General features: G+C 59.4%; 17 protein-coding genes and 3 pseudogenes. 15 read left to right on the plus strand and 5 right to left on the minus strand.

Translation table 11 applies throughout. The annotated features are described in order from the left end of the window. Nucleotides 1–54 precede the first annotated feature (54 nt). Both ACIGJG_RS31895 and ACIGJG_RS31900 read right to left on the minus strand, forming a co-directional pair. Nucleotides 55–198: pseudogene (locus ACIGJG_RS31895) on the minus strand (IS91 family transposase); the annotation flags it as partial. A 347-nt stretch (nucleotides 199–545) separates the two neighbouring features. Further along, nucleotides 546–3479: a Tn3 family transposase gene (locus ACIGJG_RS31900; protein ID WP_483674070.1), complete on the minus strand. Its 2934-nt coding sequence runs from the start codon at nucleotides 3477–3479 to the stop codon at nucleotides 546–548. A gap of 215 nt (nucleotides 3480–3694) precedes the next feature. Between ACIGJG_RS31900 and ACIGJG_RS31905 the strand changes: the two are divergent. Then, a pseudogene (locus tag ACIGJG_RS31905) lies at nucleotides 3695–4168 on the plus strand (ISKra4-like element ISBte1 family transposase); the annotation flags it as partial. Here the strand turns inward: ACIGJG_RS31905 and ACIGJG_RS31910 are convergent. After that, nucleotides 4141–4716 carry a hypothetical protein gene (locus ACIGJG_RS31910; RefSeq protein ID WP_483674071.1) on the minus strand — a complete coding sequence of 192 codons (576 nt, stop codon included), beginning with the start codon at nucleotides 4714–4716 and terminating at the stop codon, nucleotides 4141–4143. The pseudogene ACIGJG_RS31905 and the gene ACIGJG_RS31910 sit on opposite strands and share 28 nt — an antisense overlap. A 142-nt stretch (nucleotides 4717–4858) precedes the next feature. Continuing rightward, a complete protein-coding gene (locus ACIGJG_RS31915) occupies nucleotides 4859–6154 on the minus strand; it encodes a hypothetical protein (protein WP_483674072.1) in 1296 nt (431 codons plus the stop codon). Between the two features lie 214 nt (nucleotides 6155–6368). On the opposite strand from ACIGJG_RS31915, the gene cas3 reads away from it, so the two are divergent. From cas3 to ACIGJG_RS31985, 14 genes and pseudogenes are all read left to right on the plus strand, one after another. Continuing rightward, on the plus strand, nucleotides 6369–9005 hold the full coding sequence (gene cas3 / locus ACIGJG_RS31920) for a CRISPR-associated helicase Cas3' (RefSeq protein WP_483674073.1): 2637 nt from the start codon (nucleotides 6369–6371) through the stop codon (nucleotides 9003–9005). A 57-nt stretch (nucleotides 9006–9062) separates the two neighbouring features. Next, nucleotides 9063–10658: a type I-E CRISPR-associated protein Cse1/CasA gene (locus ACIGJG_RS31925; RefSeq protein ID WP_483674074.1), complete on the plus strand. Its 1596-nt coding sequence runs from the start codon at nucleotides 9063–9065 to the stop codon at nucleotides 10656–10658. Continuing rightward, the gene (locus ACIGJG_RS31930; RefSeq protein ID WP_483674075.1) at nucleotides 10655–11209 is read left to right on the plus strand and encodes a type I-E CRISPR-associated protein Cse2/CasB; all 555 of its coding nucleotides are present in this window, start codon (nucleotides 10655–10657) and stop codon (nucleotides 11207–11209) included. The genes ACIGJG_RS31925 and ACIGJG_RS31930 overlap by 4 nt, the downstream gene beginning before the upstream one ends. A gap of 26 nt (nucleotides 11210–11235) precedes the next feature. Beyond that, nucleotides 11236–12414, plus strand: a complete 1179-nt coding sequence (gene cas7e / locus ACIGJG_RS31935; protein WP_483674076.1) for a type I-E CRISPR-associated protein Cas7/Cse4/CasC — start codon at nucleotides 11236–11238, stop codon at nucleotides 12412–12414. A 3-nt stretch (nucleotides 12415–12417) separates the two neighbouring features. Then, the gene (gene cas5e, locus ACIGJG_RS31940; RefSeq protein WP_483674077.1) at nucleotides 12418–13116 is read left to right on the plus strand and encodes a type I-E CRISPR-associated protein Cas5/CasD; all 699 of its coding nucleotides are present in this window, start codon (nucleotides 12418–12420) and stop codon (nucleotides 13114–13116) included. A gap of 13 nt (nucleotides 13117–13129) precedes the next feature. Further along, nucleotides 13130–13870, plus strand: a complete 741-nt coding sequence (cas6e, locus tag ACIGJG_RS31945) for a type I-E CRISPR-associated protein Cas6/Cse3/CasE (protein WP_483674078.1) — start codon at nucleotides 13130–13132, stop codon at nucleotides 13868–13870. Nucleotides 13871–16302: 2432 nt separating this feature from the next. Then, entirely contained in the window at nucleotides 16303–17265 is a 963-nt protein-coding gene (locus ACIGJG_RS31950) for a hypothetical protein (RefSeq protein WP_483674079.1), read from the plus strand. After that, nucleotides 17265–17921, plus strand: a complete 657-nt coding sequence (locus ACIGJG_RS31955) for an RES family NAD+ phosphorylase (RefSeq protein ID WP_483674080.1) — start codon at nucleotides 17265–17267, stop codon at nucleotides 17919–17921. The genes ACIGJG_RS31950 and ACIGJG_RS31955 overlap by 1 nt, the downstream gene beginning before the upstream one ends. A 52-nt stretch (nucleotides 17922–17973) precedes the next feature. Continuing rightward, nucleotides 17974–18054 (plus strand): annotated as a pseudogene (locus tag ACIGJG_RS31960) (H-NS histone family protein); the annotation flags it as partial. Nucleotides 18055–19293: 1239 nt separating this feature from the next. After that, a complete protein-coding gene (locus ACIGJG_RS31965; protein WP_483674369.1) occupies nucleotides 19294–20589 on the plus strand; it encodes an AAA family ATPase in 1296 nt (431 codons plus the stop codon). Further along, entirely contained in the window at nucleotides 20586–21116 is a 531-nt protein-coding gene (locus tag ACIGJG_RS31970) for a hypothetical protein (protein WP_483674081.1), read from the plus strand. The genes ACIGJG_RS31965 and ACIGJG_RS31970 overlap by 4 nt, the downstream gene beginning before the upstream one ends. Continuing rightward, on the plus strand, nucleotides 21113–21805 hold the full coding sequence (locus ACIGJG_RS31975; RefSeq protein WP_483674082.1) for an RNA ligase family protein: 693 nt from the start codon (nucleotides 21113–21115) through the stop codon (nucleotides 21803–21805). The genes ACIGJG_RS31970 and ACIGJG_RS31975 overlap by 4 nt, the downstream gene beginning before the upstream one ends. A gap of 43 nt (nucleotides 21806–21848) precedes the next feature. Beyond that, nucleotides 21849–23735: an NACHT domain-containing protein gene (locus ACIGJG_RS31980; RefSeq protein WP_483674083.1), complete on the plus strand. Its 1887-nt coding sequence runs from the start codon at nucleotides 21849–21851 to the stop codon at nucleotides 23733–23735. Nucleotides 23736–23851: 116 nt separating this feature from the next. Further along, nucleotides 23852–24880 carry a hypothetical protein gene (locus ACIGJG_RS31985; RefSeq protein ID WP_483674084.1) on the plus strand — a complete coding sequence of 343 codons (1029 nt, stop codon included), beginning with the start codon at nucleotides 23852–23854 and terminating at the stop codon, nucleotides 24878–24880. Here ACIGJG_RS31985 and ACIGJG_RS31990 read toward each other — a convergent pair. Then, a protein-coding gene (locus ACIGJG_RS31990; RefSeq protein WP_483673311.1) for an IS3 family transposase occupies nucleotides 24853–26018 on the minus strand; the annotation gives its coding sequence in 2 pieces (ribosomal slippage) (nucleotides 24853–25754 and nucleotides 25754–26018; 1167 coding nt in all). The genes ACIGJG_RS31985 and ACIGJG_RS31990 overlap by 28 nt on opposite strands. Nucleotides 26019–26074 lie beyond the last annotated feature (56 nt).

The following is a 26074-nucleotide window of genomic DNA, read 5'->3' on the forward strand; positions in this document are numbered from 1 at the left end:
GGCGCGTTGCCAGCAGGAATGACGGGAAACGTGGTCGAGGGTAATGCCAGCGGATCAGTGAACATGGTTTGGGGGCGGCGCACGCGGCAGTGCACCGGGCAGAAACGTTTCGATGCATACCATGTGCCCCTTGTTGCAGACGGGGCAATCGCGTAGCGACCTGCCAGTGAGTCGCTGGTAACGGTCACGGTAGTCGTCCAAGGTGCTGGAAGTGTCTTCCGGTATCCCTTTGTTTTCGATGCAATTTGCCGGGGTAGCAGGCCCAAGCATTCATGCGGGTTTCCGGCTGGTGCCAACAAGAAATCCACATAAAATCAATCACTTGCTGACTGGTCTATTCCCTCATCCACAGATACCGGTTGCAGCATGGGCGTGACGGTAGGGGAAGGGCGGTAAGCCTCCGAAAAAGCCGAGTCGGAGCCGACGAACGGATGACGCCAAGTGCTCGCCGGTCGGGAGATGTATGCCGCCTGGTGCGGCTATCGCGGACCCAGAGGTCTCAGGTCTTCTGTGCAGACCGCTGAGCCGCTTTCAACGCAAAATGGTTATGCCGTACGCCACTGCGACGGCGAGTCCGACTGGAACGCCGCGGTGGGCATGAGCCGATGCGCGTAGCGCGCGATGGGAAACTCAAAAGTGCCCCGCAGATTGATTCCCTCGAGATGTGTGGGACCGATATGCCGAAGGTCCTCAGATCGAGTCGTCTCGCTGTTGATCCTCTCGAGGATGTCCCAGCTGCGTTGCATGTGCATCGTATTCCAAGCCATGACTGAATTGGATAGCAAGGTCAAGGCCGATGACACTGCCGCCAGCGACGCATCATGGCGCGCCAGCTCGATCGGTATCTTGCCGGAATGAATCGCCCGCTGGAGAATGTGCACGGCTTCACCGCGGTTCAGCACGTGCTGCATCTCATGGCGAAATGCGGTATTCGTGAAATAGTCGATCAGGAAGATCGTACGAAACAACCGTCCGAGATGCATGCCGGCCTCATACACTGGCTGTCCGCGCGCCGCCACCCCAAAGCGCGAAAGTGCCTGGACTGCAGTGCATTGCCCGCTTTGCACGGACGTTGCAATCCGCACCAACTCGTCCCAAGCGGACTCAATGAGGCTCAGTCGAACATCTGCATCGGTGACCGCAGCCAATTCGCCAGGCACATTATGATGCCTGGGAACATGGAGACGTCTGTCGCGCAGGTGGGACAGTCGTGGACAGAGATCGAAGCCCAACATCCGTGACAGACTCATCGCAAAATCTGTGAAGCCGTGCGTATCCACAGCAAGTTGCGCGACGTCTTCCGAACCTCCTTGTCGAATCACGCCCTCGATCGCTGCGCCGGCTTGGCGCTCATTGAGCAAGATGGGCTGGTCATAGAAGATGCCCCACCGATCGCGAACGTGAGTGTACATCCCGATCGAAGCAGTCCGCCGGCGTGGGTCGGCCCGTGCTTTCCAGACAGAGCGTGTCGTTTCCAACGACATCATGTCTGACGAGGCCAGATCGGAGCGCCCCCAATCCTGGGCAATCTCGTGCTGATGCATGAAGGTCAGCACGGCTTCAGCCGCGTGGCGCAGTTTCCGCTCGTCCGCAACGCGATGCATCATCTGCCGGATCGCGAGAGGCGACAACTCCGGCACCATTCGGGCAAGATCCGCAGCTGACATCGATGTGCCGTGCGCGAGTATCGCTGCGTAGACCAATAGCAATTCGCCGCGGGAATGAGGCTCCCTTCCCAGCAAGAGCCAACTAAAGTGCGTGGCGCTGTCGATCTCGAGCAGGATCTCAGGCAACTGACCGTTTGGATGCCGCTCGAACAGTGCGCCTCGCAATGTCTTCACATTCGCGGGCGTAGCGCTTGCTACCAAGGGGTCGATGTGGATCGCATTGTCAATCATGAGCTCCCCACACACGACAGCGTCCCGGAGCCTGGCGAGGCTTTCATCCAGATGCGCGATCACAGGCTTCAGAAATGCCTGAGCATCCTGTGACAGCTTAAGATGGCCATAGTAGTGGTTGCGTTTGGCCTTCCAATCGCTGGCGCTGATCAAGAGGGTCGCTTGGCTTCGGAAGGCAAAGCTGTGCTCAAGGAAGACTGAGCCATTGCGCAATGCCACCCGCAGGGCGAAAAGCGTACCCCACTCGAATGCGGCCAGGGCCCGCTGTCGGTCCTCTCCGTCCAGAGCGGGTTGCCAGGCGCGACCAAGTCGAATCGTGATTGGGTCGGGAAGATGATCGGACTTCCGCGCGTAGAGTTCCTGGAGCACTGCCAACGCTTCAATCACCGGGTGTGCTGACAGGGCGGCGAATGGCAGCAGAACCAACCTGCCGAGCAACGCTCGAGCTTGGCGGTGTCGCGACAGGAGTTGCGCGCGGATCAGGCTGGCACGGCTGGGCGCTCGCCGGTTGAGCGCCGCGTCGGCCAGCGCCGACAACTGCTGGCAGAGTGCTTCACGGGTTAGCGTCTCATCCGCGGCCAGCGCTTTGACCGCGGTCGCGAACTCTCGCATTTGGGTGCCAGGGTCCGGTCGGCCAGCCTCAATCAGGCGCCGCACGTCATTGACAGACTTCTGAATCCAGTGTCGCAACATGGTCGCCAGATGATCCGTGGCGGCGCATAAAGCGTAACGCAGAAAGCAAGCGGCTTCCAATCGGCGGGGTTGCTGCGCGACTCGTTTGCTCACTGAAGGCGGCCGATTGGCACAGCGCCGGGCATAGTAGCGTATCAGCGCTTCGTTACACGCCGCTGGCCAGTTTCGGTGGATGCCCATCTTGTAAAGGAGTTCGACCTTGTCGAACAATTCCCCGATCTGGTGGGTCGAGGTTCGCAACGGGACGGCCCAAAGCCATTGCTGCAGGCTCGTGTGATCGCCATGCGGGCGCGCAAGTGATATGCCCCACGTGTCCACGGAGGCGCCGTAGGCGCGCACCAGAGCGACAGCAAGCGCCGCCTCAGCCGTGGCGACGGCCTGGCTGATCAGTCTTTTTAGTGCGCGATCATGAGGTATCAGTATCCGATGTTCATACAGCCAGCGCTTCAGCTCTTGAAACAGCTCGGTGCGGCTCGGCTGTCCCGTCAAACGTTCCTTGAGCCAGCGCGTGACATAGCGGCGCTGGTGCTCAGCCATCGGACTGAAGCCGAGGACTTGGTAAGCCAGCATCTGGTGATTTGACAATGTATCGGTGCGCCCATCGTAGAGTGCGTTGAGCGTGCCCATATCCGGTGGCGTCACACCAACCTGGGCACCGACATGCGCCCAGAGAAATCTGGGCACTTGCTTGCAGGCATCAAGCGTGCGTCCCGTCATGCGGATAAAGCCGATGTGTACGGCAACGGCCAAGCGATACAAGGGACTACGCCTAGCATCAATCAGTGCCCGCTCCTTGGGGGAGTAGGTGAAGAACGTGGCAAGCTCGAACTCGCTGAGTTCCTGTGGGATCTGCCGCATCCCGAGGTAGGCCAACCGCCAGTGATCCATCGCGCTTCTCCTAAGCGTGAGACGGACTGCGGAGGGTAGCCGCGATGAGAGGTGGTCGCAACATTCAGCATGAGAATATGCCGCCTGCAGCAAATGGGATGGGGTAGACAGCAACCCACTGATTTATTGGCGCTTTTCTTACGTGGCGGCCCGGAAACCCGCATGACTACTGGGGGTGGCTAGCACGGTAAACTGCAGTGAAAACAAAGGGAGACCACATCGCCATGCGGGTACAGAATCTCGAACAGATGATCAAGGGCCGGCCGGCACACAGCGATGGCCCCAGCAATACCGCATTGATCAAGACGCTGCATGGCGCCAAGTGGCACTTGTGGCACGGCTGCCCCTTTCCAGCGTTGCGCCGCCTGGAAAGCCTGAGCTGGGATCTGGACCCTGAGGCCAGCCCCGAGGAGCGCAAACTTCTCGGCAAGCTCGAGGAGTTCATTGTCTACCTCGACAACAACCGACACTTCATCGTGAACTACGGTGACCGCTATCGGCATGGGGAGCCCATTGCCTCAGGTTTTGTCGAGTCGGCCGTCAATCAGGTGGTCAGCAAGCGGTTCGTCAAACGGCAGCAGATGGCCTGGCGGCCTCGGAACGCGCACAACCTGCTTTTCGGACGATTGACGGCCATGCTAGGCGGGGCGCGCCGCCAGAGCTATGAAGATAAGGGAACTCCTAATTGAAGGGTGACACCATTTGGATCCTCACCCAAATTTGGTTCGTCGACTACCGAGAAATGAAGCTTCATTTGAAATGAAAAATACAAAATACATAGCTTTATTTGGTTCGGAGTGCTCGCACTGGCCAGTTCGAATACTTGCGTCCCGGGGCCGCGAACGATGATGCCCGCTGGATCGAACGCATGCCCGTTAAATCCGTCAATATGCGCCGCTAGTTTTTCAGGAAAGCAGGGCTCCATCGTTTTAACTTTTAACGTATGGGCGAGCGTATTTCTAGCTCGATTCAAATCAGTTAGAAAATTAACCGCGGGTCCTGGTAGGCAGAATTTTCTGGCTGTTTCAATTTTTTTAAAAAACGTCATCCCCTTGTTTTTATAAAAATAGGAGTCGTCTTCGCTGTGAGCGCAAATCCATGCTTCCAGTAATTTTTCGCACATAAGGTGCACGTTTATAATGGCCGACCTGTCGTCGTGTGTTCTATTGAGCAAATCTGAAAGCTCAGCCTGCGGTTCGATGGGTCGGATCAACGAGAAGTATATTTCTTGATTCATTAGAATTTTAGCGGCTGTTATTAGATGGACGCTGATGTTCGCTTTAAACCGGAATCATCTTTAGTTGCCGAAGATAGAATTCTGTCCCGGAGAGGGAGCTCGGCAGCGGAACTCGTGCGTGGAGAAGCGCAGAACGCAAATACTACTCAAGTTTTCCTGGGCGGCCGCTAGGCGGCTTTCCCTTTTTTCCTACGCGTATACCGACCTGAATTTGCGATTTAAAGTCATTTTCTGCTCCGGGCGAATGACACAATAATGCGTCAAATGCGTCCACTAAATCTCTGACCACCCCGAAACTCAAAAGAGCGTTTGAAAGACCTAGTTTGATAGGGTCACCCTGGGTCGGCGGGGAAGGAAATTGCACGTTGCGTTTCAATCCGATTGATTTTAGTGGGGAAACTACTGCTCTGCTAAAGGCATCAACCGATCTTATTGAATGCCTGCCACCGTTATGAATAGAATCATTTCTACATTCCTTGAAGAATCGATACCACAACAGTAGTGCGTCGACATTATTGGTGTTATATCGAGAAACCAACGCTGGTTGATAATCGTTTTGCAATAGAACACAAGGGTTGGCGTCAAATAAATTCTTCAGATCGACCCATGTTTTAGGTTGATTTTTCGATACCGGACGCGGCTGGGACGATGGAAATTGGAGCAGTTCGCTGGCGCGGTCTATATTCGATGTAATCAGTTTGCAGAAGTTTGTTGCCCAGTCCTCGTACATGACGGCCGCTTGAACTAGAACCATCTGCTCGAAGGTAATCTCATGTTCATTCCAAGGCGTATTAATGGCGATATCCTGAAGATCGACCCCGCCGGCGCCAGGCACAGTTCCGAGAAGATATTCTTCAGCCTTCTTCCAATTATCTACCGCCACAGCATCATTTAGGCGATTGGCCTCAAAATGTATTTTCCATAATCCTGCGTAGCTCGCCCACATGAAGCTATTAACTGTGCCAACTTCATGTTCAAAGGCTTGAGAAATTGGGAAGAAGTTTGTAATTTTCATTACCCTCCATGTCAGGATAGTTGTCGCCTCGCCGCCTTTCGAAAGGGCAAGTATAAAAACGCCAGGCTTGCTTCTCGACATTGCGATTGCGGGGGGCACGCCCCGCACCGGCGCGGTGGGATACCAATATGACATGCAGTGCAAAGGCGAGCGGATTTGCGAGAGCGCCCAGTGCGTTTTTCCCCCAATGGAGGCCCCGAACACAGGGCGGGCTACCATGGCTCCAGTTCCCTCAGCCCCGAAGACGGATCCGTTATCTAAGGCACCTCGTGGCGTTTCCCAACCAAAGAAGATTGTCACACCACCTGCGCGGCCGACTACCGAAGGCGCGCGTGCGGCGAACAACCGGTTGAAGACGCTGGCCCCCGGTTTGGCGCGGTCTCCCCACCAGATCCGGCTGAGCATCGACTGATGATCGCGCATGCACACGCCGCTCGCACGCGACGTGTCGATCGCTAGGGCATGCGCGCGAGGTGGTGACGGCGAGGCGGGTGCTCGCCCCCGCGCTGAGAAGCGGGTTGTCGGCACGTGGCAGATCTCACCGCGCCGCGATTGCCGCGTTGCCTCGAAATGGATGTGGCGGATGAAGTGCTTTTAATAGCATAATTGCCCGGTCGTCTTCTTCAGACATCCGGAAATGTATCTTGCCTGGGGCAAGCTTGAGCGAGATCGAACGGGAAGATTGTCCAGCTGGCACCCGTTAGTCGATCATATGGCAGATGTAGCGGCCTGTTTCTGGGAACTCGCCCAGTGCCGCGGTATCCGTCGCGCGTTGGAGCAGGCGGCACAACGAACGCTAACGGACACCGATCTCCAGCGACTGGCTGCCCTGGCCTTTCTGCACGATCTTGGCAAGGCCAATGCAGGCTTTCAAGGCAAGCGCTGGGCGGACGCCGAGAAACCATTGCACTGGCCAGTCAGCGCGGGACACAGTGCTGAGGCACTATACGTTCTCAGCGATCCATCACTTGCACAAAGCCTAGACCTGGAGCCGATATCCGCTTGGGGCGATGCGGTGTTTGGCTTGCTGTTGGCCAGCATCAGTCATCATGGCCGGCCGGTGGGCGAGAATCCTTCGGGGGACCCCCGCATCTGGCGCCCTGTGCGGCTGAGCGACGGTACCGAGCTTTACAGTCCCGAAGCGATACTGAAGTGCATCGGCGCGGTGGTACGAGAGATGTATCCCCTGGCCTTTGCCGGTAGTGCTCCCGGTCTACCAAGTTGCCCAGCCTTTGGTCATCTCTTCGCCGGACTGGTGCAGCTGGCCGATTGGCTTGGATCCGACACGCGTTTCTTCAGATACAGCGCGGCCGGAGAAGATCGCCTGACTACCGTGGCGACATATGCAAAGAATGCGGTGGCGGCCATTCACCTGAATGTCGATGGCCTGCGCGATCGGCTCATCGCCCGCAACCCCAGCTTCAGCCAAGCGTTCTGCGTGGCCAATCCCCGGCCCATTCAAGCGGAGGCTGCCTCGCTGGATCTGGGGCCCTTGGTGATTCTCGAATCGGAAACCGGGAGCGGCAAAACCGAGGCGGCCTTGTGGCGCTTCACGCAGCTGTTCCGTGCAGGGTTGGTAGACAGCCTCTACTTCGCGCTGCCTACCCGCGTCGCGGCGACGCAGCTCTACACCCGCCTGCTCGAGTTCACCCAGAGGTTGTGGCCAGACGACGCCCCCACGGTTGTTCGCGCCTTACCGGGATACGAAGCTGCTGACGGCCACGGCAAGGAATGCCTGCCCCACTTCCAGGTGCTGTGGGCTGACGATCCGGACGAACGCGAGGCCCATAAGCGCTGGGTGGCTGAATCACCCAAGCGTTATCTGGCTGCGACGCTGACGGTTGGCACGATCGACCAAGCCTTGCTGGGTGCACTGCAGGTTCGTCACGCTCACCTGCGCCATGCACTGCTGTCCCGCGGCTTGCTGGTGGTCGACGAAGTTCATGCGTCAGACGCCTATATGGGGGTCCTGCTGGAGAAACTGCTTGCCGCTCACCTGCGTCTGGGCGGACATGCCTTGTTATTGTCTGCCACCCTGGGCTCCGTTGCCCGCGCCCGCTATCAGGCCTTATTGCATAAGCCTGGCAGTGCGCCAGTCCTGCCTCCCGACCTGGAGGCGGCCTGTAAACTGCCATACCCTGCACTGAGCGACGGCCCGCACCTTAATACAGTCCCTGGCACCTCACGGCAAAAGACGGTGTACTGGCATGCGCTGGATATTATTGACGCGCCCGAACGCATTGCCGCTCAGGCTCTGGACGCAGCCAAACACGGTGCCCGCGTGCTCGTCATCCGCAATACCGTGCCCTCCGCGGTTGCTACGCTGCTCGCCTTGGAATCTTTGGTTAAGGGCACACCGGCTGAAGAATATCTGTTCAGAGTCAACGGCGTTAGCACGCTGCATCACAGCCGTTTCAGCCGCCAGGATCGCCCACTGCTTGATCGTAAAGTGACCGCTTGGATCGGAAAGCAGCGTGAGCATGTCGGCGGACGGATCGTGATCGGTACCCAGACGTTGGAGCAAAGCCTGGATCTGGATGCTGACCTGTTGATTACCGACCTCTGCCCGATGGATGTGCTGCTGCAGCGCGTCGGGCGATTGCACCGGCATGAGCGACCAGAGAGCGAACGCCCGACGCACTATCGACAAGCCCGGGCTTACGTGCTGACTCCGGAGGGGGGCAGGCTGGAGCCGTTGCTCACGCGCGCCCGCCAAGGACTCGGGCTAATGCGATTGAGAAACGGCGAGCGGGGCGGAGTGTACCCTGACTTGCGCATTCTGGAGGCCACGCGCCAACTGGTGTGCGCACAACCTGCGCGTGTGATTCCCTCAGACAACCGCCTCCTCGTCGAGTTGGCGACCCACCCCGACCGCCTTGCTTGCCTCGAATCCGAGTTGGGCGACGCCTGGCGCAAGCTGGGGCAGGAAATCGATGGAGACACTGGCGCCAAGCGCAGTGTTGGGCGGCTGCAGACTCTGCCGTTTTCCGAGCCATTCGAAGACCTGAGCTTCCCGACGGATGAAAAGGTGGCCACCCGGCTGGGGGCGGCTGACCGCCTGGTGGATTTCGCAGTCCCGCTCATGGGGCCGTTTGCCCAAGAGGTTCGCCAATTGGCGATCCGAAACCATCAGCTTCCGACCGGCCTCGCCATCGATGTCAAGCCGACCGATATCTTGCCCGGCAACGGCGGTTTTGAATTCACACTCGGGACGGCGCGTTTCCGATACTACCGTTTCGGACTGGAACGCCTGCGTAGTGCAAGCGATTCATGACATTGCGTTGCGCATCATCAATCGCGCGAGGACGACTCACCTTGCAGGAGGATTTGCATGACTCTGGCGTATTCGTTGCTTGACGAAGCCCTGATTCGCTACCGACGCGTGTCGGATGCACAGACCGTCAGCACAAGCCTACCCGGCCTGTTCGTTGCCCTGTTGGCCGACGAGGTTCGCGACTTCCCTGCCTTACGGCCTCATCAACGCCACCCATGGCATGCGTTTCTGGTGCAACTCGCCGCCATTGCCATGCATGGTGCTGGTGTCAGCGAGCCATTCTCGGCTCCGGATGAATGGCGACATACCTTGCTTGCGCTGACTCCGGAGCATGTCGATGGGGCGGCATGGTGCTTGGTCACGCCGGCGGATCGACCGGCGCTGTTGCAGGCGCCCGTACCTTCCAACGACGTGCAGAGCTGGAAGAACGCGCTGTATGCTGCAGATGAGTTGGACATGCTGGTGACTTCGAAAGGGCACGATCTGAAGCCTGCTCGGGTACGCCGGGCACAGCCGGACGATTGGTTGTTCGCTCTAGTCAGCCTGCAGTCGCAGGAGGGCTTCCTTGGGGCGGGCAACTACGGCATATCTCGCATGAATGGTGGATTTGCCAGCCGGCCAGCGTTGGGCGTCGTGCCTAAGGGCGGATGGGGCTGTCGTTGGATTCGGGACGTGCGCCTACTGCTTGCGACCAGGTCGGATACGGCCGAGGCCATGGGGCTTCAGGCGGAGGGCGGCGTGGCACTGGTGTGGCTGATGCCTTGGGACGGCGCCACGAGCCTGTCATTTGCCTCCCTCGATCCTCACTATATCGAGATCTGCCGCCGTGTACGCCTGCTCGTTGTCGATGGCAAGCTCATGGCGAAGGCGACCGGCAGCAAGGTGGCGCGCATTTCGGCCAAGGAACGCAACGGCATGACGGGCGACGCCTGGACCCCGGTGGATGCGGTGGACGCGAAGGCGTTCACTGTTTCGGGGGCGGGGTTCCACTACAAGCTCGCTTCCGAGCTGCTATTTGGCAGTAAGTATCGAAGGCCGGTTGCACAGCAAGTGTCGGTGGACGACGGCAGCACAGGCTTGGTTATGCTCGCTCAGGCCGTTGCGCGGGGACAAGGCAAAACCGAGGGCTATCACGAACGCCGCATACCGATCTCCCCCAGGATGCGATCCTTGATTCGCGCAGGCCAGGCCGACCTGCTCGCCAAGCTATCTCAGCGGCGGGTAGAAGCGATTGGCGAAATGCGCAAGCTGGTCTGGGGGGCCTTGTGCTTGCTGTTCGACAACGGAGAGGCCTCGTCGAACGCCAGCGATAGCGTGAAGGACCGTGCCTCGAATTTTGTCCGGGCCGTCGAACGTAACGAGGATCCGAGATTCTTTGATGACCTTGCGCGCGAAGTCGAGGCTGAGGAACCGGAAGCGGAGTACCTCAATTGGCTTCTGGGTCTGGCAGCCCGATGCGAAGCCGTCTTGCGTGAGGCATTCAACGCAGGGCCACGTAGCGGCATGCAGCGTTATCGGGCGCAAGCAGCTGCCTTGAATCGCTTCCACGGCGCGCTGCGTGGGCCTTCGTCGCCACTGCCAGTCATCGCCAATCATTTCCGCCAGCTAGCGGCCCAAGGGGCCAACGAACAAAAACAGGGAGTCGACCTATGAGCACGCCGACCACGATCGATAGTGAGGGCGATGGCGCCATTGCGACCAAGCCTTCGTCGCCGTTTCCTGCCATGGCGAGGTATATCGCCGGTGCACGGCTCGGCGAGCGAGCCGCTCTCGCGCGGCTGGATCCCCGGGAGATTCTGCCGCACCAGTTGGCGGCCCTGTCGCGCACCGCGGTTGCGGCGGGCCTGACGCCCGAATCGTGGGGGTCGGTGCTTTGGCAGCGCTGGGCGATGGTAGCTAGCGGTATGGCCCTGGCAGGACACGATGGTCGCACCTCGCTGGGCGAGCAACTGTCTCGCGCGGGCGTGGCGGAATCACGCGTCACTAAGCTCCTCACGGCCCGAGGCGATGCATTCGCACAGCTGCTGCCGCGCATCGTGCGGCTGATGGCCAGCAAGTCTGTTGCGCCCAACTGGGTCGAGCTGGGGCGCCTCGTCATGGCGGAGGCCAGCGTGAATGCCCGCTCACAGGAAGAGGCGGAGGAAATACGTCTGCGAATTGCTGGCCGGTACTTCTCAGCACAGGCCCGTTCGTCCACCAACTAAGTACCCGAATTCAACAAGGAGAGTCCATGTCGGTTCCCCGGTTTGTTCAAATCCATACCCTGCATAACTACCCGGGGGCGTTGATCAATCGTGATGATGCCGGCCTTGCCAAGCGCTTGCCGTTGGGAGACGCCGTACGCACGCGCATCTCGTCGCAATGCCTGAAGCGCCATTGGCGCGTAGCGGATGACCACCACTCCTTGGCGAGCCTCGGCGTGCCGATGGCGATTCGCTCGCGCTACACGCTGGATCACATTCGGCAAACGCTGGTGGAACGAGGTGCCAGCGAAGCTTCGGCACTTGCTGCCGTAGAAGCCTTGCGCAGTGGAAAGCTACTTGACAGGACGGACAAGGAAAGAAAAGGGGACGAAGCCCTAAAGACGGGTCAAGCCGTTCTCTTGGGCAAGGCGGAGATCGAGTATCTGGTCCAGCGCACCCTGCGCTTGATTCAGGACCACGCCGAGGAGAAGGACTTGAAGGCGGCGGTCGCCGGCTTCCTGAAGGATGAGAAGAAGAACATTGAGGCTCTGCAGCATGGCAGCGGCCTGGAATCGGCCTTGTTCGGCCGCATGGTCACGTCGGATGTGCTGGCGAGCCGCGAGGCGGCTGTCTATGTTGGTCACGCGTTCACCGTGCATGAGGCGCAGGTGGAAAACGACTACTTCACGGTCGTAGATGACCTGCTACACGAATCGGGCGAACAGGGCTCTGCGGGCATCTTCGACACGGAACTGGCCTCCGGGTTGTACTACGGGTATGTCGTAGTGGACGTACCGCAACTGGTGGCGAATTTGGAGGGCATCGACATTAAGGAATGCTTCACGGCACCCACGGAACGACGCGAGCTGGCAAGCCGAGTCGTACATCACCTGCTGCATCTCATCGCGACAGTGAGCCCGGGTGCCAAACGCGGGTCTACCGCACCCTTTGACTGGGCGAAGTTCATCCTCGTTGAGACTGGTGACTGGCAGCCTCGCAGTCTCGCTGGAGCCTTTCAGAACGCCTTGCCGCTGAACGCGGAGAATATTCGCCACGCAGCGGTGAAGCGCCTCGGTGACGAAGTGGCCAAACTGGACGCGGCCTACGGTGCGCCCCTTCAGCGGCGGTATTTGGCATTGGACGACGTGAACGTGCCGCAAGGCGAGCGGCTGTCCTTGGCCGACTTGGCGCAATGGCTGCAAGCGCGGATCGCGCAGGGGGAATAAAGAATGGCGCGCCATTTGCTGATTCGGCTGCGGGCGCCATTGATCGCGTTTGGTGGTGAAACCATCGACAACCATGGTGTCATCCGCGATTTTCCCGCGCTGTCGATGGTGACGGGCCTGGTAGCCAATGCCTTGGGGTGGGATCGGGGGGATGTGGCCGCGCACGACCGGCTGCAAGCTCGGCTGCGTTTGGGGACGCGACTGGACAATCCCGGGCAGCGGATCACCGACTTTCAGACTGCACAGCTGGGCGCCAACGACAAAGGCTGGACCACGTGGGGCAGTGTTGAGGAGCGGCGCGGGGGCGCTGGCACCTATGAAGGGCCTCATTTGCGCTATCGCAGGTATCACGCGGATCTCGATGCGCTGCTCGCCATTCGCCTAGAGCCGGTCGATGAGTCGCCCACCCTCGACGACGTAGCGCGTGCGCTGGACAGGCCGATGCGCCCATTGTTTATTGGCCGCAAGCCGTGTCTGCCGACAGGACGGCTCGTTGCCGGCTGGGTCGACGCGGATAACGTGCTCGGTGCATTGCTGCCAAATGAGACGACGGTCGCCGGGCGTCATTTTCGGCTGCAATGGCCCGAGGGCGAGGGTCGATTGAGCGAGGGCGACCGCTTGCTCGATATCTGCGACGAGCGGAACTGGACCAGCGGTGTACACGGTGGCTGGCGGCCAGTGCGCGAGGGGCTCATCGAATGAAAGGGGAACATCCATGACAATCACCCTGATGCATTGCCAGCCCGATGTGCCACGGCTGACCGCATGGGCGGCAAGACAGGGCTACCTTGGTCAGCAGGGCGACCTTGGATACGCAATACACGCGCTGTTGCGTTCGGCGTTCGGCCAGCACGCGCCCCAGCCGTTTTCCTACCTCGGAGCCCAGCGCGGCCTGCTTGGCTATGCAACAGCGGAGCTGGAACAGTTGCAGCAGCAAGCTGCATTTGCAGCCCCTGACATTGCGGCGGCGTTGGGCCTGGACGCAACGCCACGTAGTCCAGGCCTGAGCGCCAGGCGTTTTCCGGAGCAATGGGCGGAAGGACAGCGATTCGACTTCGAGGTGCGGGTACGGCCGATCGTTCGTGGCAGCCGTGATGGTCGGGAACGCGATGCCTTCCTGCAGGCAGTTGAGAAGTTGGGGGAAGCGGGGAGGCAGCCCCTAGACCGGGAAGCCGTGTACCGTCAGTGGCTTGATAAGCAGTTTGCCGCCGGCTACGCCGCACAGGTAGTTAGCGCGTGTATGACGCGCTTTCAGCTTAGTGATGTGGTCCGCCAAACCCAGAGCGTTGACGGAACGCCACGCCGCACCAGGGCGGTGAGCGGGCCGGATGCCGTGTTCATGGGGCAACTAAGAGTCCATGATCCTGCAGCCTTCACACAACTGATCCGCCGGGGCGTTGGTCGGCACCGCGCTTTCGGCTTCGGCATGCTGCTGCTCAAACCAGCTTCGCACTGAGTTGAGCGGGGCAGATGCTCAAAGGTAGGTTGGGCCTCGAAAAGTTGGCGCGACATCAACGAGCCCAGCGGGACAGGTTTAGCTCACTTAGGGACTCCGCCCGTAGAATTAATTGAAACGGACGAAATGTGGCAAACCCGTCGCGATAAAGCTTGACTTAGGCTCTTTAAAAATTCGGATTTATACGCAGTATTTGTTTGATATCAATGGGTTAGGTGATGAAGTTTCCCCGTGCCCGCGGGGATAGGCCCCAGTGAGGGGAAGATGACCACTTCCACTGCAAGTTTTTTCCCGTCCCTTCCCGCACACTCAGCGATAGGCCGTGCGGCCGCACTCGGGATCGCGGCAGGCGTAGGTTCCCCGCGCACGCGGGGATAGACCCCCGGCGCAGTACATCAACGCGGCCCTGGCTGAGCTTCCCCCGTCCTCACGGGGATAGGCCCGACATTACCGGTGACGCGCGTCGCACCAATACGCTATCCCCGCGTACGCGGGGATAGTCCGATGGGATTGAGTCCAGCTGCTTCCACATCTCCAATTTCCCGCGCCCACGGGGATAGGCCTTCGGCTTCGCCGATCACTCCGTCGAGCAGATCGGTTTCCCCGCTTACGCGGGGATGGGCCCTACCAGTGCACCGTCACCAAACGCGGTGCAGAGGATTGCCCGCACACGCGGGGATAGGTCGTATGTCGACGCGGTCAACTTCAAGGATGGAAAGGTTGCCCCCGCGTTCCTTGGCGTAGCGGTCGTAGACCTTGCTTCCCCCCGTGCCCGCGGGGATAGGCCCAAGCGGACTCTGGTGCGTCAGCTCGACCTGCCGTTTCCCCCGTGCCCGCGGGGATAGGCCCCTGTACACGTTCGATCCGTGCGCGGACAAGAAGGCTTCCCCCATGCCCGCGGGGATGGGCCCTGATGCAGGTACGGGAACGTCATGATGAACGAGCTTCCCCCGTGCTCGCGGGGATAGGCCCGCCTCATAGGTCGGACCCAGCGCTGGCTTTATGCTCCCCCCGTGCCCGCGGGGATAAGCCCGTGATGGGGTCATTGCTGACCAGTAGCTTGCCGCTTCCCACGTGCCCGGGGGGATAGGCCCAAGCGGACAGAAGCGGGACAACCCGGAGAGCCACTTCCCCCGTCCTCGCGGGGATAGGCCCTGCGCCAGGCCCACCCCCGCCACCATCGAGGAGGTTTCCCCGCACACGCGGGGATAGGCCAACGCAGTATCAGCGTGCGGTTGGCGATATAGAGGTTTCCCCGTGCCCGCGGGGATAAGCCCTTCTCGAGGACCAGGGACGGGAGGCCGCGTTTGTTTCCCCCGTGTCCGCGGGGATAGGCCCGTAGTCCCTCTGTTCCAAAACGAAATCACAAGGGTTTCCCCGTGCCCGCGGGGATAGGCCCTTCGCCGACCAACTGCCGGTGATCGTGAACGTGCTTCCCCCCGTGCCCTGCGGGGATAGGCCCAAGCGCATGTCCAAGGCGCTGTACATCCTGTCGCTTTCCCCGTCGCCTGCGGGGATGGGCCCGCCCAGATGATCGCGCTCGAGCAGCGCCACCTGCTTCCCCCGTGCTCGCGGGGATAGGCCCATGGCGATCCAGCCGTGGATGTCGGGGGCTGAGCTTGCCCCGTGGCCGCGGGGATAGGCCCATCCTGGGCTATTTCGGCGCGTCAGGCTCGGAGCTTCCCCCCCGCGTCCGCGGGGATAGGCCCTGATCGGCCATGCGAAATTCGGCTCGAGTACCGTTTCCCCCGCGCCAGCGGGGATAGGCCCGTGTTGCCAACGCCGTTGGCGGTCGACTCCAGGCTTCCCCGTGCTCGCGGGGATAGGCCCCGCAAGAAGGACATGCAGCAGCTGATCATCTTGCTTCCCCCGTGCTCGCGGGGATAGGCCCTGGACCGCCTGCAGCCGTGAGTGTGGCCCGTGCTTCCTCCCGTTCCCACGGGGATAGGCCCTTCTCGTGATGGCTGCGCCTTGAAGAGGAGCGCAAGTCCGCTCGAGGAGGGAATGGGCTAGGCTGGATAACAGGGCTTGCGTGACGATGAGCGCGTGTCAATGCAACTCGACGCCTCCAGCGCAAACTAGGCAGTCAATTCCTGACCCCATGCGAGGAGGTGACGTCAGATGTCCTCGACGAATTTCGATCCTTGCAAATTCCGCCAGTGCCGACGACGGTGAGAGCGTTCCGTTCTGGCGATACAGTTGGCTTTCCCCGCGGTGTGCTGCGCTAATCGCTTCGGCCAGCCCTGCGGAAACCTGGCCAGCAAGGACACTGGCTGCGACCAAGGTACGCCCTTTATGCTCTGCAGCGCATAAAGGGCGTATCCCGGCCGGCCCCTCAGAGTTGAGAGGCCAATGAGGTATCTACAATGCGCCGATGGGGTCTACGCCCAAGATCCTCTTGCGTTCATGAAGTTCATGAACTAGCCTTAGGCATGGAAACGAAAACGCAGCCCCTCCCATCACTACTCAAAGAGCACATCACCATAAAAGTGACGAGCTCACCTGAGGCGCCTTCTGAGCCACATGCCACGTATCGGATAAATCCTAAGGCCTTGCCACTCCTACGGCAGACCAGTGCTTTCGATCCGAAAGCCATAGAGGATTTGCGGTGCAAAGGCATTCCCCCTCGCTGGTATCACGAGCAACAAGTGCCGGGCCTATTTGTGTATCGAATTCCAGAAGAGCTAAAAACGCTGGGGTCACCCCATAACGATCCGGAATATGACCCCGCTGATGTTGTCCTGCTCTCAGGAGCCGGTGAGTACCACATTTTTCAGTGCAAGACCCGCGGAAGCACTGACGAGCAAGCTCGCCACCGGACATCATTTGCGGAACGGCTCCATGCCAGGATGGAAGAAATTCTCGGACTCACAAATCTTGGCGGGCCCGTTTCGGCACGCGTGTTGGACGAGCTCATTTTGCGTGCTGCTGAGGCAATCAACGTCCATCGACCAATCGCGCAATCGAAGGCAACCGCTGAGGACCCGCTGCAAGCTGCTCGAGATCGAGGCCGCCACCACGCGCTGGCCGAACTACAACGGCCGGAGAACCTCTCCCTGCGCGACGCCGCCACGTATTCCGGCCGGTCGGACCGTGCCATCAACGAGGCGCGGCTGAAAGGGCAGTTGTACGCCCTGGTCCCGCCCGGCAAGCAACGCGGCCTGCGCTACCCGCAATGGCAGTTCGATGCCGAAGCGGAACGGCTCACCGCCGTCCTGGCGCCGTTCATCGAGGCTGGCGCTAGCTGCTGGGTCGTGCACAACTTCATGCAGCGGCACCTCCAGGCGCTCGGTGACGCACGGCCGATGGACTGGATCCTCGATGCGTCCAAGTCCGTCGAGCCAGTGCTCCAGGCGGTGAGGAACCGGTACGCCGGCGGGCAAGGGGCGGCCTGATGCAGCTTCTGACTGCGCAGCTGCTGGGTTGCCCGTTGCCACCCGAGGATCTGGCCGCCCGTACCATGCCGGTGAGGCAACTTGATAGCGCGGTGACGCCGTTGTGGCGCATCCATCGTTCGATCTACGGGCCGATCCACTACAACCGCCGCTCGACTGGCGGTAATCCGTACCGCTTCGATGCGCCGAACGACGAATTCGGCGTCCTCTACGCCTCGCCGAGCTTCGCGGGGTGCATGGCGGAGGCAGTCCTGCGGGACCGGTTCCAGGGTCAATCCCTCCCCTTGCTGCTGGACGAAGAGGAACTGACGCAACGAAGCATCAGCGATCTGGGCACGACGCTGGGCCGGCCCCTCCAATTGGCCGACCTGACCCAGCCGCTTTTCCATCTCGGCATGGACAATCGTATCCTGTCGACTGCGGACTATCGGGGGCCGAACCTGTGGAGCCGGGCCATCCACGATGCGTTCCCGCACGTCGATGGCATCTATTTCACGTCGCGCTTCGCGAACGAGGCCAGTGTCGCCATCTTCGACCGTGCGCCGATGGTGGCGCGCGGCGGCCCAGTGCCGCTGGACCGGTTCTACCTGCTGCCCAGTTTCATGGACCAGTACAGCATCGGTATCGCGCCCCCGGTCGACCCGTGGCAGGAATGAGGACCCCCGAGTCGGGGGTCCGTTGATGCCCGACGGCATCCCGCACGCCAGGGACGGCACCGGCGAGATGCCGGACTGGCTGCAGCGGGCGGTCAATGCGGGGCAGAGTAAGGAGTTTTACCGGGTCGGGTAAGAGAGCACTCCCTCGGCTAATCCCAGTGCATTTTTAGAAATCGGAACATCAAGATATGGCCGCTATTTTCATCAGTTCATTCTCTGCTGCCGTCTCATTGTTGTCGCTCGGGTTTTCCATGTACTCATGGAGAGAGGCAAATAGGCCGATTGTTTTTGCCCGAGTCACTACAGCAACCGGCGGAAATTCCGGAATCGCTCTTAACTTGCTAGTTGAGAATACGGGAAATCGCCCAGCGCGAGACATCCGCCTGGTTGCGGTGGAATCAGTTGTACGGGCCGCGTCAGCGTGCTCGCTCGTTCCAAGAGACGCCGAACGCTGCTTCTTTAGCGGTATTACCATCCCAGTACTCGCCAATGGCCGCTCGATCACGAACGCCTTCTGGCACCTCGGGCAATCGGATTCTTGGCGGGCCGGTGCGGAAATACCAATCACGATTACCTACCAAGATCTGACTGGACGTCACTTTTCGAGCAAAGTTCGCTTGGTGCTCGCAGACGATGCAGGATTCGCCCAGACATTCTGGGAAAATGGGCAAGTCGTTAATCGCTAGCAATTTTCCCAATTCAAGTCCTCATTGTGGCAGCGGAGCGAACGGTATCGACGGTGGCGACAGATCCCGCCTACCTGACGTACTCTTCAGATTGGCACCCGTACGCGTCCGTAGCCATCTCGGCTTCCCGGCGACCAAGATAAAGCCTTATGCGCTGCAGCGCATAAGGCTTTATCTTGGTCAGGGGCCGATGACACGATCCGAAATCGCGGGCGGACATGGTACTCCGGGCAGTTGTCTGCTTTGCCCCCCCGCCCCCCCCGCAAAAAGACCGGCTTTGCGGGGAAACCGTAAGATTTTGTACAAAAAGGACGACTACCCCTTGCAAAGCATCCCCGTGCCGGTGGAAACCAACTGTCCATCACGCTCCGTCAAGGTATTATCTCCGGGCGCTGAAGTTCTTGCGCCGACGCGCGAAGAAGCGCCGCCTGGAGCGGTCCTTCGATGCCCCCCTGTTTTTGGTCGGTAGCTGTCCATCGAGCCCCACTTGGGCGCAAGGACACCAGGAAGCATGAAGGGCTGGCGAGCGCTGCAAAATGGGAGATGCAGTAGTGGAACTAGTACCATCGTGGGGTACGGGATCTTCGCGCGTTACCGATATTTAAGCTTTCAGCTTACCCAGCAGTCTGCATTCGAAAATGCCGGCCTGGCTGCGCCGGGCTTGTTCTACAAGCAATCTTATTGACATGCTAACTAAATTAAAAATTTACAATTTCAAGGCGTGGTCGGAAACCGATCCAATCGCGCTCAAGCCGGTTACGATGTTGCTGGGAACGAATTCTTCCGGTAAATCCTCGCTCATTCAGAGCCTCCTCCTGCTAAAGCAGACGGTTCAATCCCCCGATCGAACGATTCATCTAAACCTGGGCGGAGATGAGGTGAACGACCTTTTCAATTTCGGTGACTTCGATGACGTGATCTTTAGCGGAGCCACAGCACCTCGCTACTTCGCGCTTGGATTTTCCTTCGAAGTTCCGAAAGGTAGGAATGTACGGATCGATGCCGGGGAATTTGAAGGCACCTATAGCAAGTTGTCATCAGGCAGCGTAGCGGTGCAGGAAGCTCGCTTGACAACCGGGGACCATCAGTTCAGAGCGATCCGCCGAGAGAAGGGGGCATACTCGCTTGTGGTGAATCAAGAGGCGCAGCCGCGGGGGAAGGGACGCAACTTTGCGCCTGAGCGGTCCATTGCGCTCCCGGCCGAGGCAATCGCTTTTCTGGAAAAAGAAGGTAGCGTTGTGGAGGATCTCAGCCTCGCCATTCGACGCGAACTTGAGAATATTGCGTACCTTGGTCCGTTGCGTCGCAAGCCGGAGCGAGATTACGTCTGGAACAAGTCCACGCCGGGCGGGGTTGGCAGCGATGGTCACCGCGCCGTGGACGTACTCCTGGCTAGCGCACTGGCCAAGGGTGAGGAACATAACAGGGTCATCACAGGTGTCTCGCAATGGCTATCCCGGATGAAGATCGCCGATCGGTTGGAAGTTCGGCAGCTTGGTCGGTCGACACGTTACGAGGTCGTGGTGCATCGGCAAGGTGTGTCGTCCAATTTGCGAGACGTCGGGATAGGTGTTTCGCAAGTGCTGCCAGTCTTGACACTGGCTTTCTTCGCGCCTGAAGGTAGCACAATCATTTTAGAAGAGCCGGAGATCCATTTGCATCCACTTGCTCAGTCCGTGTTGGCCGAACTATTTGCGGAGGTCAGCAAAAAGCGTAAGGTGCAATTCCTGGTCGAAACCCATTCGGAGCATCTTTTCCGCCGTATGCAAACGCTCGTGGCTCGCCAAAAGACGGCTACAGATGAAATCGCGATGTATTTCGTGGAGCGTGGACGACGGGGGGCAAAGTTGCGTCCATTGCCGATCGACAAGTATGGCCGGGTTAAGGATTGGCCCGACAACTTCTTTGGTGATGCACTGGGCGAGACGCGAGAGCAAGCCAGGTTGATGTTTGCACGACAGGCGCTGGAGAAGCAAGGATGAAGCCCCGCTATGTTGTTGATACCAACGTCCTCATTGCCGCGAGTGCGGCGGATCCGGTCGCGCCAACCGACATTGATGCGACTCCCGACGATCCGGTCGTAAGGCAGGAGGTATGGTGCTGGCTCGATGGCTTTAACAACTCTGATAGTCACTTGGTGCTGGATGGTGGAAGTGAAATTTACGACGAGTACTGTCGAAAGCTGGGGTTTAACGACTTCGGCATCCAAGTAGTTATGAACAAGTGGAGCACGGCGGCCGTCGACAACGTGAGCCTGGAGGCTGAAAAGGACAGCTATACTGTCATCCCTACAGCCTTGACGAAGGTTATACACGATATTGCTGATCGGAAGATGGTGGCTGCGGCGCTTACGGCCCAAGACACCCATGGTGAATGTCCGATTGCATTTGCCGGCGATACTGATTGGCACGGATGGGAAGAGGCGCTCGAAAAGCATGGAGTCGGTTTGACGCCCATTATCGAGCACTGGTCGAGGGAAAAGTATAAGGCTAAGCTCGGTCGCGCATGAGTGAGTTCTTTCGCTTTCCCCACACCCCGCACATCGCCTGGATGGGCGCGGGGTCGCCGCGCGATGACAAAGTGCTCTCTCCATTAGAGGTGGGGCAACTTCTCCAAGGGCATTTGGTTGTCGAAGAAAAGCTGGATGGAGCCAATCTAGGCTTCTCGCTCTCGACTGAGGGTGACTTGCTAGCGCAAAACCGAGGGAATTATCTTCACGAGCCGTATGGTGGTCAATTCGTGCGGTTACCTGATTGGATGAATGCACACGGCGAGGGATTGTTGGCAATCCTTCTCGAACATCTAGAAACCGATCTGATCCTCTTCGGGGAATGGTGCGCTGCTCGGCATACTTTGGACTATAGAAATCTGCCAGATTGGTTTTTGCTATTCGACGTGTACGAACGACGTACAGGACAGTTTTGGAGCAGCCGTCGAAGGGATGAATTGGCCTTGAGGGTCGGCTTATCAACGGTGCCCCAAGTCTATGAGGGGCGGTGTACGCTCTTGCAGTTGAAAGACATGCTGAAATCCAAGGCGAGTCGATACCGCAAGGGGCCAATGGAGGGACTCATCATTCGGCGAGAGTCCACGCGAATATGTGAAGAGCGGGCAAAACTGGTTCAAGCTGATTTCATACAAACTATCGGCGACCATTGGCGTCAGCGACGTATTGAGTGGAATCGCCTCGCGAGCTAGCAGGGGTCGTAACCCAGAGCGCGTTCGCGTGGGGCCGCATACTATGGAAAAGATGCAACCGGAAGGCAATGACCCTGGCATCCCTAATCAACAGGGCACGAGTACGGCTGCCAGTGGGCCTGCGGGCGCACACTTTGAAGGGCAGGTTGCAGCGTTTTATCTGCTCGCAATGCTCTGTGGGGCACCGCCACGCGGTCTTCCCGGCACAACGATCGATCGAATTGCACTTCAGCAAGCGAACACCGGGCGGCCGCTCGACGACGTGATCGTTCATGCAGTCGATGGTTCCGGCAGACCTACGGTACTGGAAATACAGGTCAAGCGGACGATCACGTTGACCCCTGCGGACCCAGTGTTCCGAAAGGTTGTCGGCCAGATTGCCGAAGCCGTGCGTCGCCCGGACTTTTGGCCAACACAGTATGGCTTGGCAATCGCCACTGCCAGAGGGTCGCGCAAGATCGAAGGTCCATATCAGGACGTGCTCGCACTGGCTCGACAAATAGGAGATGCAGAGACCTTCGTCTCACAACTCAAGCTTCCTGGTGTCGCAAACGACGACATGCGGACTTTCGTCAAAACGTTCCAAGGTCACCTTAAGGAAGAGGGGGCACCTCACGATGACGAAACGATCTGGAAATTGCTACGCCGGCTTCAGATTCTCACTTTCGACTTCACAGCACCTGGCTCAGCCTCGGAGGATCTCGCTCGGGAGCGAACGCTCCGCACGTTGCATGCCGACGATGCTTCGCGAGTGGACGCCTTCTGGGGGAATCTTGTTGAGCTAGCCATCAGCGTAGCGAAGAACGGCGGGGACAGAAGTCGCACGTCCCTTTTGCAGTCCCTGCATCCTCGCGGATTTCGCTTCGCCGAAGACCGGCGGCACGCAAGTGCACGGGCGGCCCTTGCTGAACATGCCCGCCAAGCGCTCGCTGACATCGAAAACCACGTAGGCCAAGTCGTCCTTACGCGACATGAGCGCGTGGCCGCGGTGCACGAGGCATTCGATGCTGGACGTTATGTCGAACTTCGCGGCGACGCAGGCGTGGGTAAGTCCGGTGTCCTGCGTCAGATGGCCGAGTCCTTGCAGGCAGAGGGGCACGTTCTCGTCCTAAGCCCTGGTCGTTGCGTTCCACGCGGCTGGACAGCCATGCGCGCGCAGATCGGTTTTGAAGGTACCGTCCATGAGCTTTTGGTCGAGCTTGCCAATAACGGCGGCGCCATCCTGTTTGTGGACAATCTTGACGCTTTCAGCGGCGAGGAACGTCTCACCGTCGTTGACATGCTTCGAGCCGCCGCGGATGTCTCAGGTGTATCGGTTCTCGCCACTGCTCGAGCTGAGTTCGGAGTGGAGGAACCCAGTTGGTTGCCAGAGGACGCGCTCGATAGATTGAAGCGCGCGTCGCCGGTGATGATCGATGCGTTGAGCAAGGCGGAGATCGAACAACTCGCAAACAGAGATCCAGCGTTGAGCCCATTGCTTAGCGAGAACCATCCTGCCCGACAGGTGACAAAGAATTTGTTTCGGCTCGCTCGCGTCGCAAGTAAGCCTGCGGCCGACACTTTGCCACACACAGAAGCTGAGATGGCCAGCCAGTGGTGGTCCACGGCTGATGGCAAGCGTGACACTGGATGGCGGGATCGGGCTCGCTTATTGAGCGATCTGGCCCGGAAGACGCTCACAGGACCAGATGGTCTTGATGTCAGTACACAGTCGGCACAGCCTATTGACGCATTGGTTCAGAGCGGCACATTGCGCAGCTTGGGCCCGGACCGCGTCTACTTCCGTCACGACGTGCTGCGCGAATGGGCTATTGCCTGCGCACTACATGCAGATGTGAGTCTCATCGACCGGCTGGACCTGAAGCGCCCCGCAGTCGCAACTTTCGAACCATCACACCGCTCACAACGCGACAGCTGTACCGATGGCTGAGATTGGTGGAACCGAGGAACAGGCCGCCCGGCCCGAATGAAGGGCCGCGATTTTGGGAGCGCCTTGAGCGCGGTCAAGTGGAGTCGGTCCGGCGGGATCTTCGCAGCGGATTCTTCATGTTCGCTCGCACCACACCCGATCTAGCCGCAGAATATCTTCGGGCCGTCGCGCAAGTCGAGCACAACGACGACTTGGTCCGAAACATCTTGAAGATGCGTGGAACTTTGGCACAAGCGGCGCCCACTGAACTGGCCAGGCTGACCGAGCAAGCACTGATTGATCAACCGCGCCCCCGCCATCGTCGGTTCCATGACGAGCGTGAAGAGGCCTTCACATTCGTCGATCACGAGTTTCTTCCGGCCTCTCCGGCGCAAGGCCCGTTCTTCGAACTACTGCTGCACTCGCCGGCGGACGGGCTCTCGCTAATTCACCGCTTGGTGGGTCATGCTATCGCTCACGGCACCCGCGGCCGTAATGCCGGCGATAACGCGATCACGCTGGCGTATTCGGATGGCGCACGTGCCTTTCCATGGACAGGTACCTATTTCTGGTCTAGGAACAGCAACTACTACGCGATAACGTCGGCGCTGATGGCATTGGAAGCATGGGCCCATCAACGTATCGAGGCCGGTGAACCCTTCGATGCTGTTCTGAAAGATGTACTCGGGCCACCAGGATCTTGCGCGGCCTATCTGCTTGTTGCGGTGGACCTGATCATCTCGCATTGGCCAAAGTCAGCCACGTCAGCTGGGGAGTTTCTTGGGTGCCCCGAACTCCTATGCCTAGACCATACGCGACAGGTTCATGATCAGTTCGAGGCCCCAGATTTCTTCGGGCTGAAAGCGCTACAGACCGAACCGCGCGGTAGGGTCAGTGCCGCCGAGCTGAACAAACGGTTGTCTAGGCGCATGACGCTAGATGGTCTAATCGGCAACTACGCCTTGCCAACCGAGCCGGAGCAACTGCAAAAGCTAACGGGACTGCTACGTGATGCGGCTGCTCGCCTGGGACCAGCCGGAGCCCAAACCCATCTCAGTAATCCGGAGTTCATGGTCCTGCATGCGATGAACCTCGCCGATCAAGCTGAGGTGTTCTGTCTAGAGCGGACACGTCTGGTTCATGCTGCAGCTAGTCGATTGAGGTAGCTTGCAGCGACTTCGCCTGGCGTTTGGTACCCCAACTTGGAATGCCGCCGTTGGCGATTGTAAAAAATTTCAATGTACTCACGAACAGAGGCCATGGCTTCCATCCGGGTGGCATACCGATGGTGGTACACCAGCTCTGCTTTCAGACTGCCCCAGAAGCTTTCCATGGGCGCATTGTCGTAGCAATTTCCCTTGCGTGACATCGATGCCTGCATGCCGAACTGCGCCAGCAACCTGCGATAGCCGTGAGCACAGTATTGGCTACCCCTGTCCGAATGATGTATCAGGCCGGGCCGCGGCCGCTTGCTACGCACCGCCCGGAACAGCGCCTCGCCTACCAGTTCCTGTGTCATTCTGGGCCCCATCGCGTAGCCCACGATCTCGCATGTGTACAGGTCCTTGATTCCTGCCAGGTACAACCACCCCTCGTCGGTTGCGATATACGTGATGTCAGTCACCCACGCGGCGTTTGGCCTGTCGGCTTCAAACTTCTGCTCCAGTAGGTTGGGCGCCACTGGCAGATTATGTGCCGAGCGCGTTGTCGCCACGAATCGACGCTTTTGCCGACACCGAATCCCCATCTCATTGCGCAGTCGGGCCAGCCGGTCACGACCGACCATGAATCCATCGCCAGCCAGTTCTCGCTGCAGGCGCCGCGTGCCATACGTCTGACGCGTGCGCTTGTGGGCCGCCCGGATCGCCAGATGCAACCGCTCCTGTTCCGGACTGAGCCCGTGAGGTCTGTGCGTCCAGTCGTAATAACCACTGCGCGAGACTCCCAATACCCGGCACATCATCTTCACCGGATACACTTCTCGCCATTGCCTCACGAACGCGTACCGGGCAGTGATTCCCTGGCGAAGTACGCTGCGGCTTTTTTTACAATATCGCGCTCCAGCTTCGCTTCTGCCAGCTCCTTGCGCAGCCTCGCATTCTCCGCCGCCAGCTCCGCCACTGTCACGCCTCCTGGTGCCGCTGTTGCTCCAGGCGCTTTGGCTCTCAACACCCAATTCGTCAACGTGCCCTTCGGAATCCCAAGACGCTGGGCGGCCGACTGCAGCGTCAGCCCCTGTTCCAGCACCAGTCTCACGGCCTCTGCCTGAAACTCTTCCGTGTACGTCTGTCTTGCCTTGCTCATCTTCGCGCGCTCCTGATCCACGATCTTAATCTAAGGACCAGGCGTGTCTGTCTCGA

The sequence above is a fragment of the Cupriavidus sp. C1SS-2L genome, assembly GCF_057073735.1.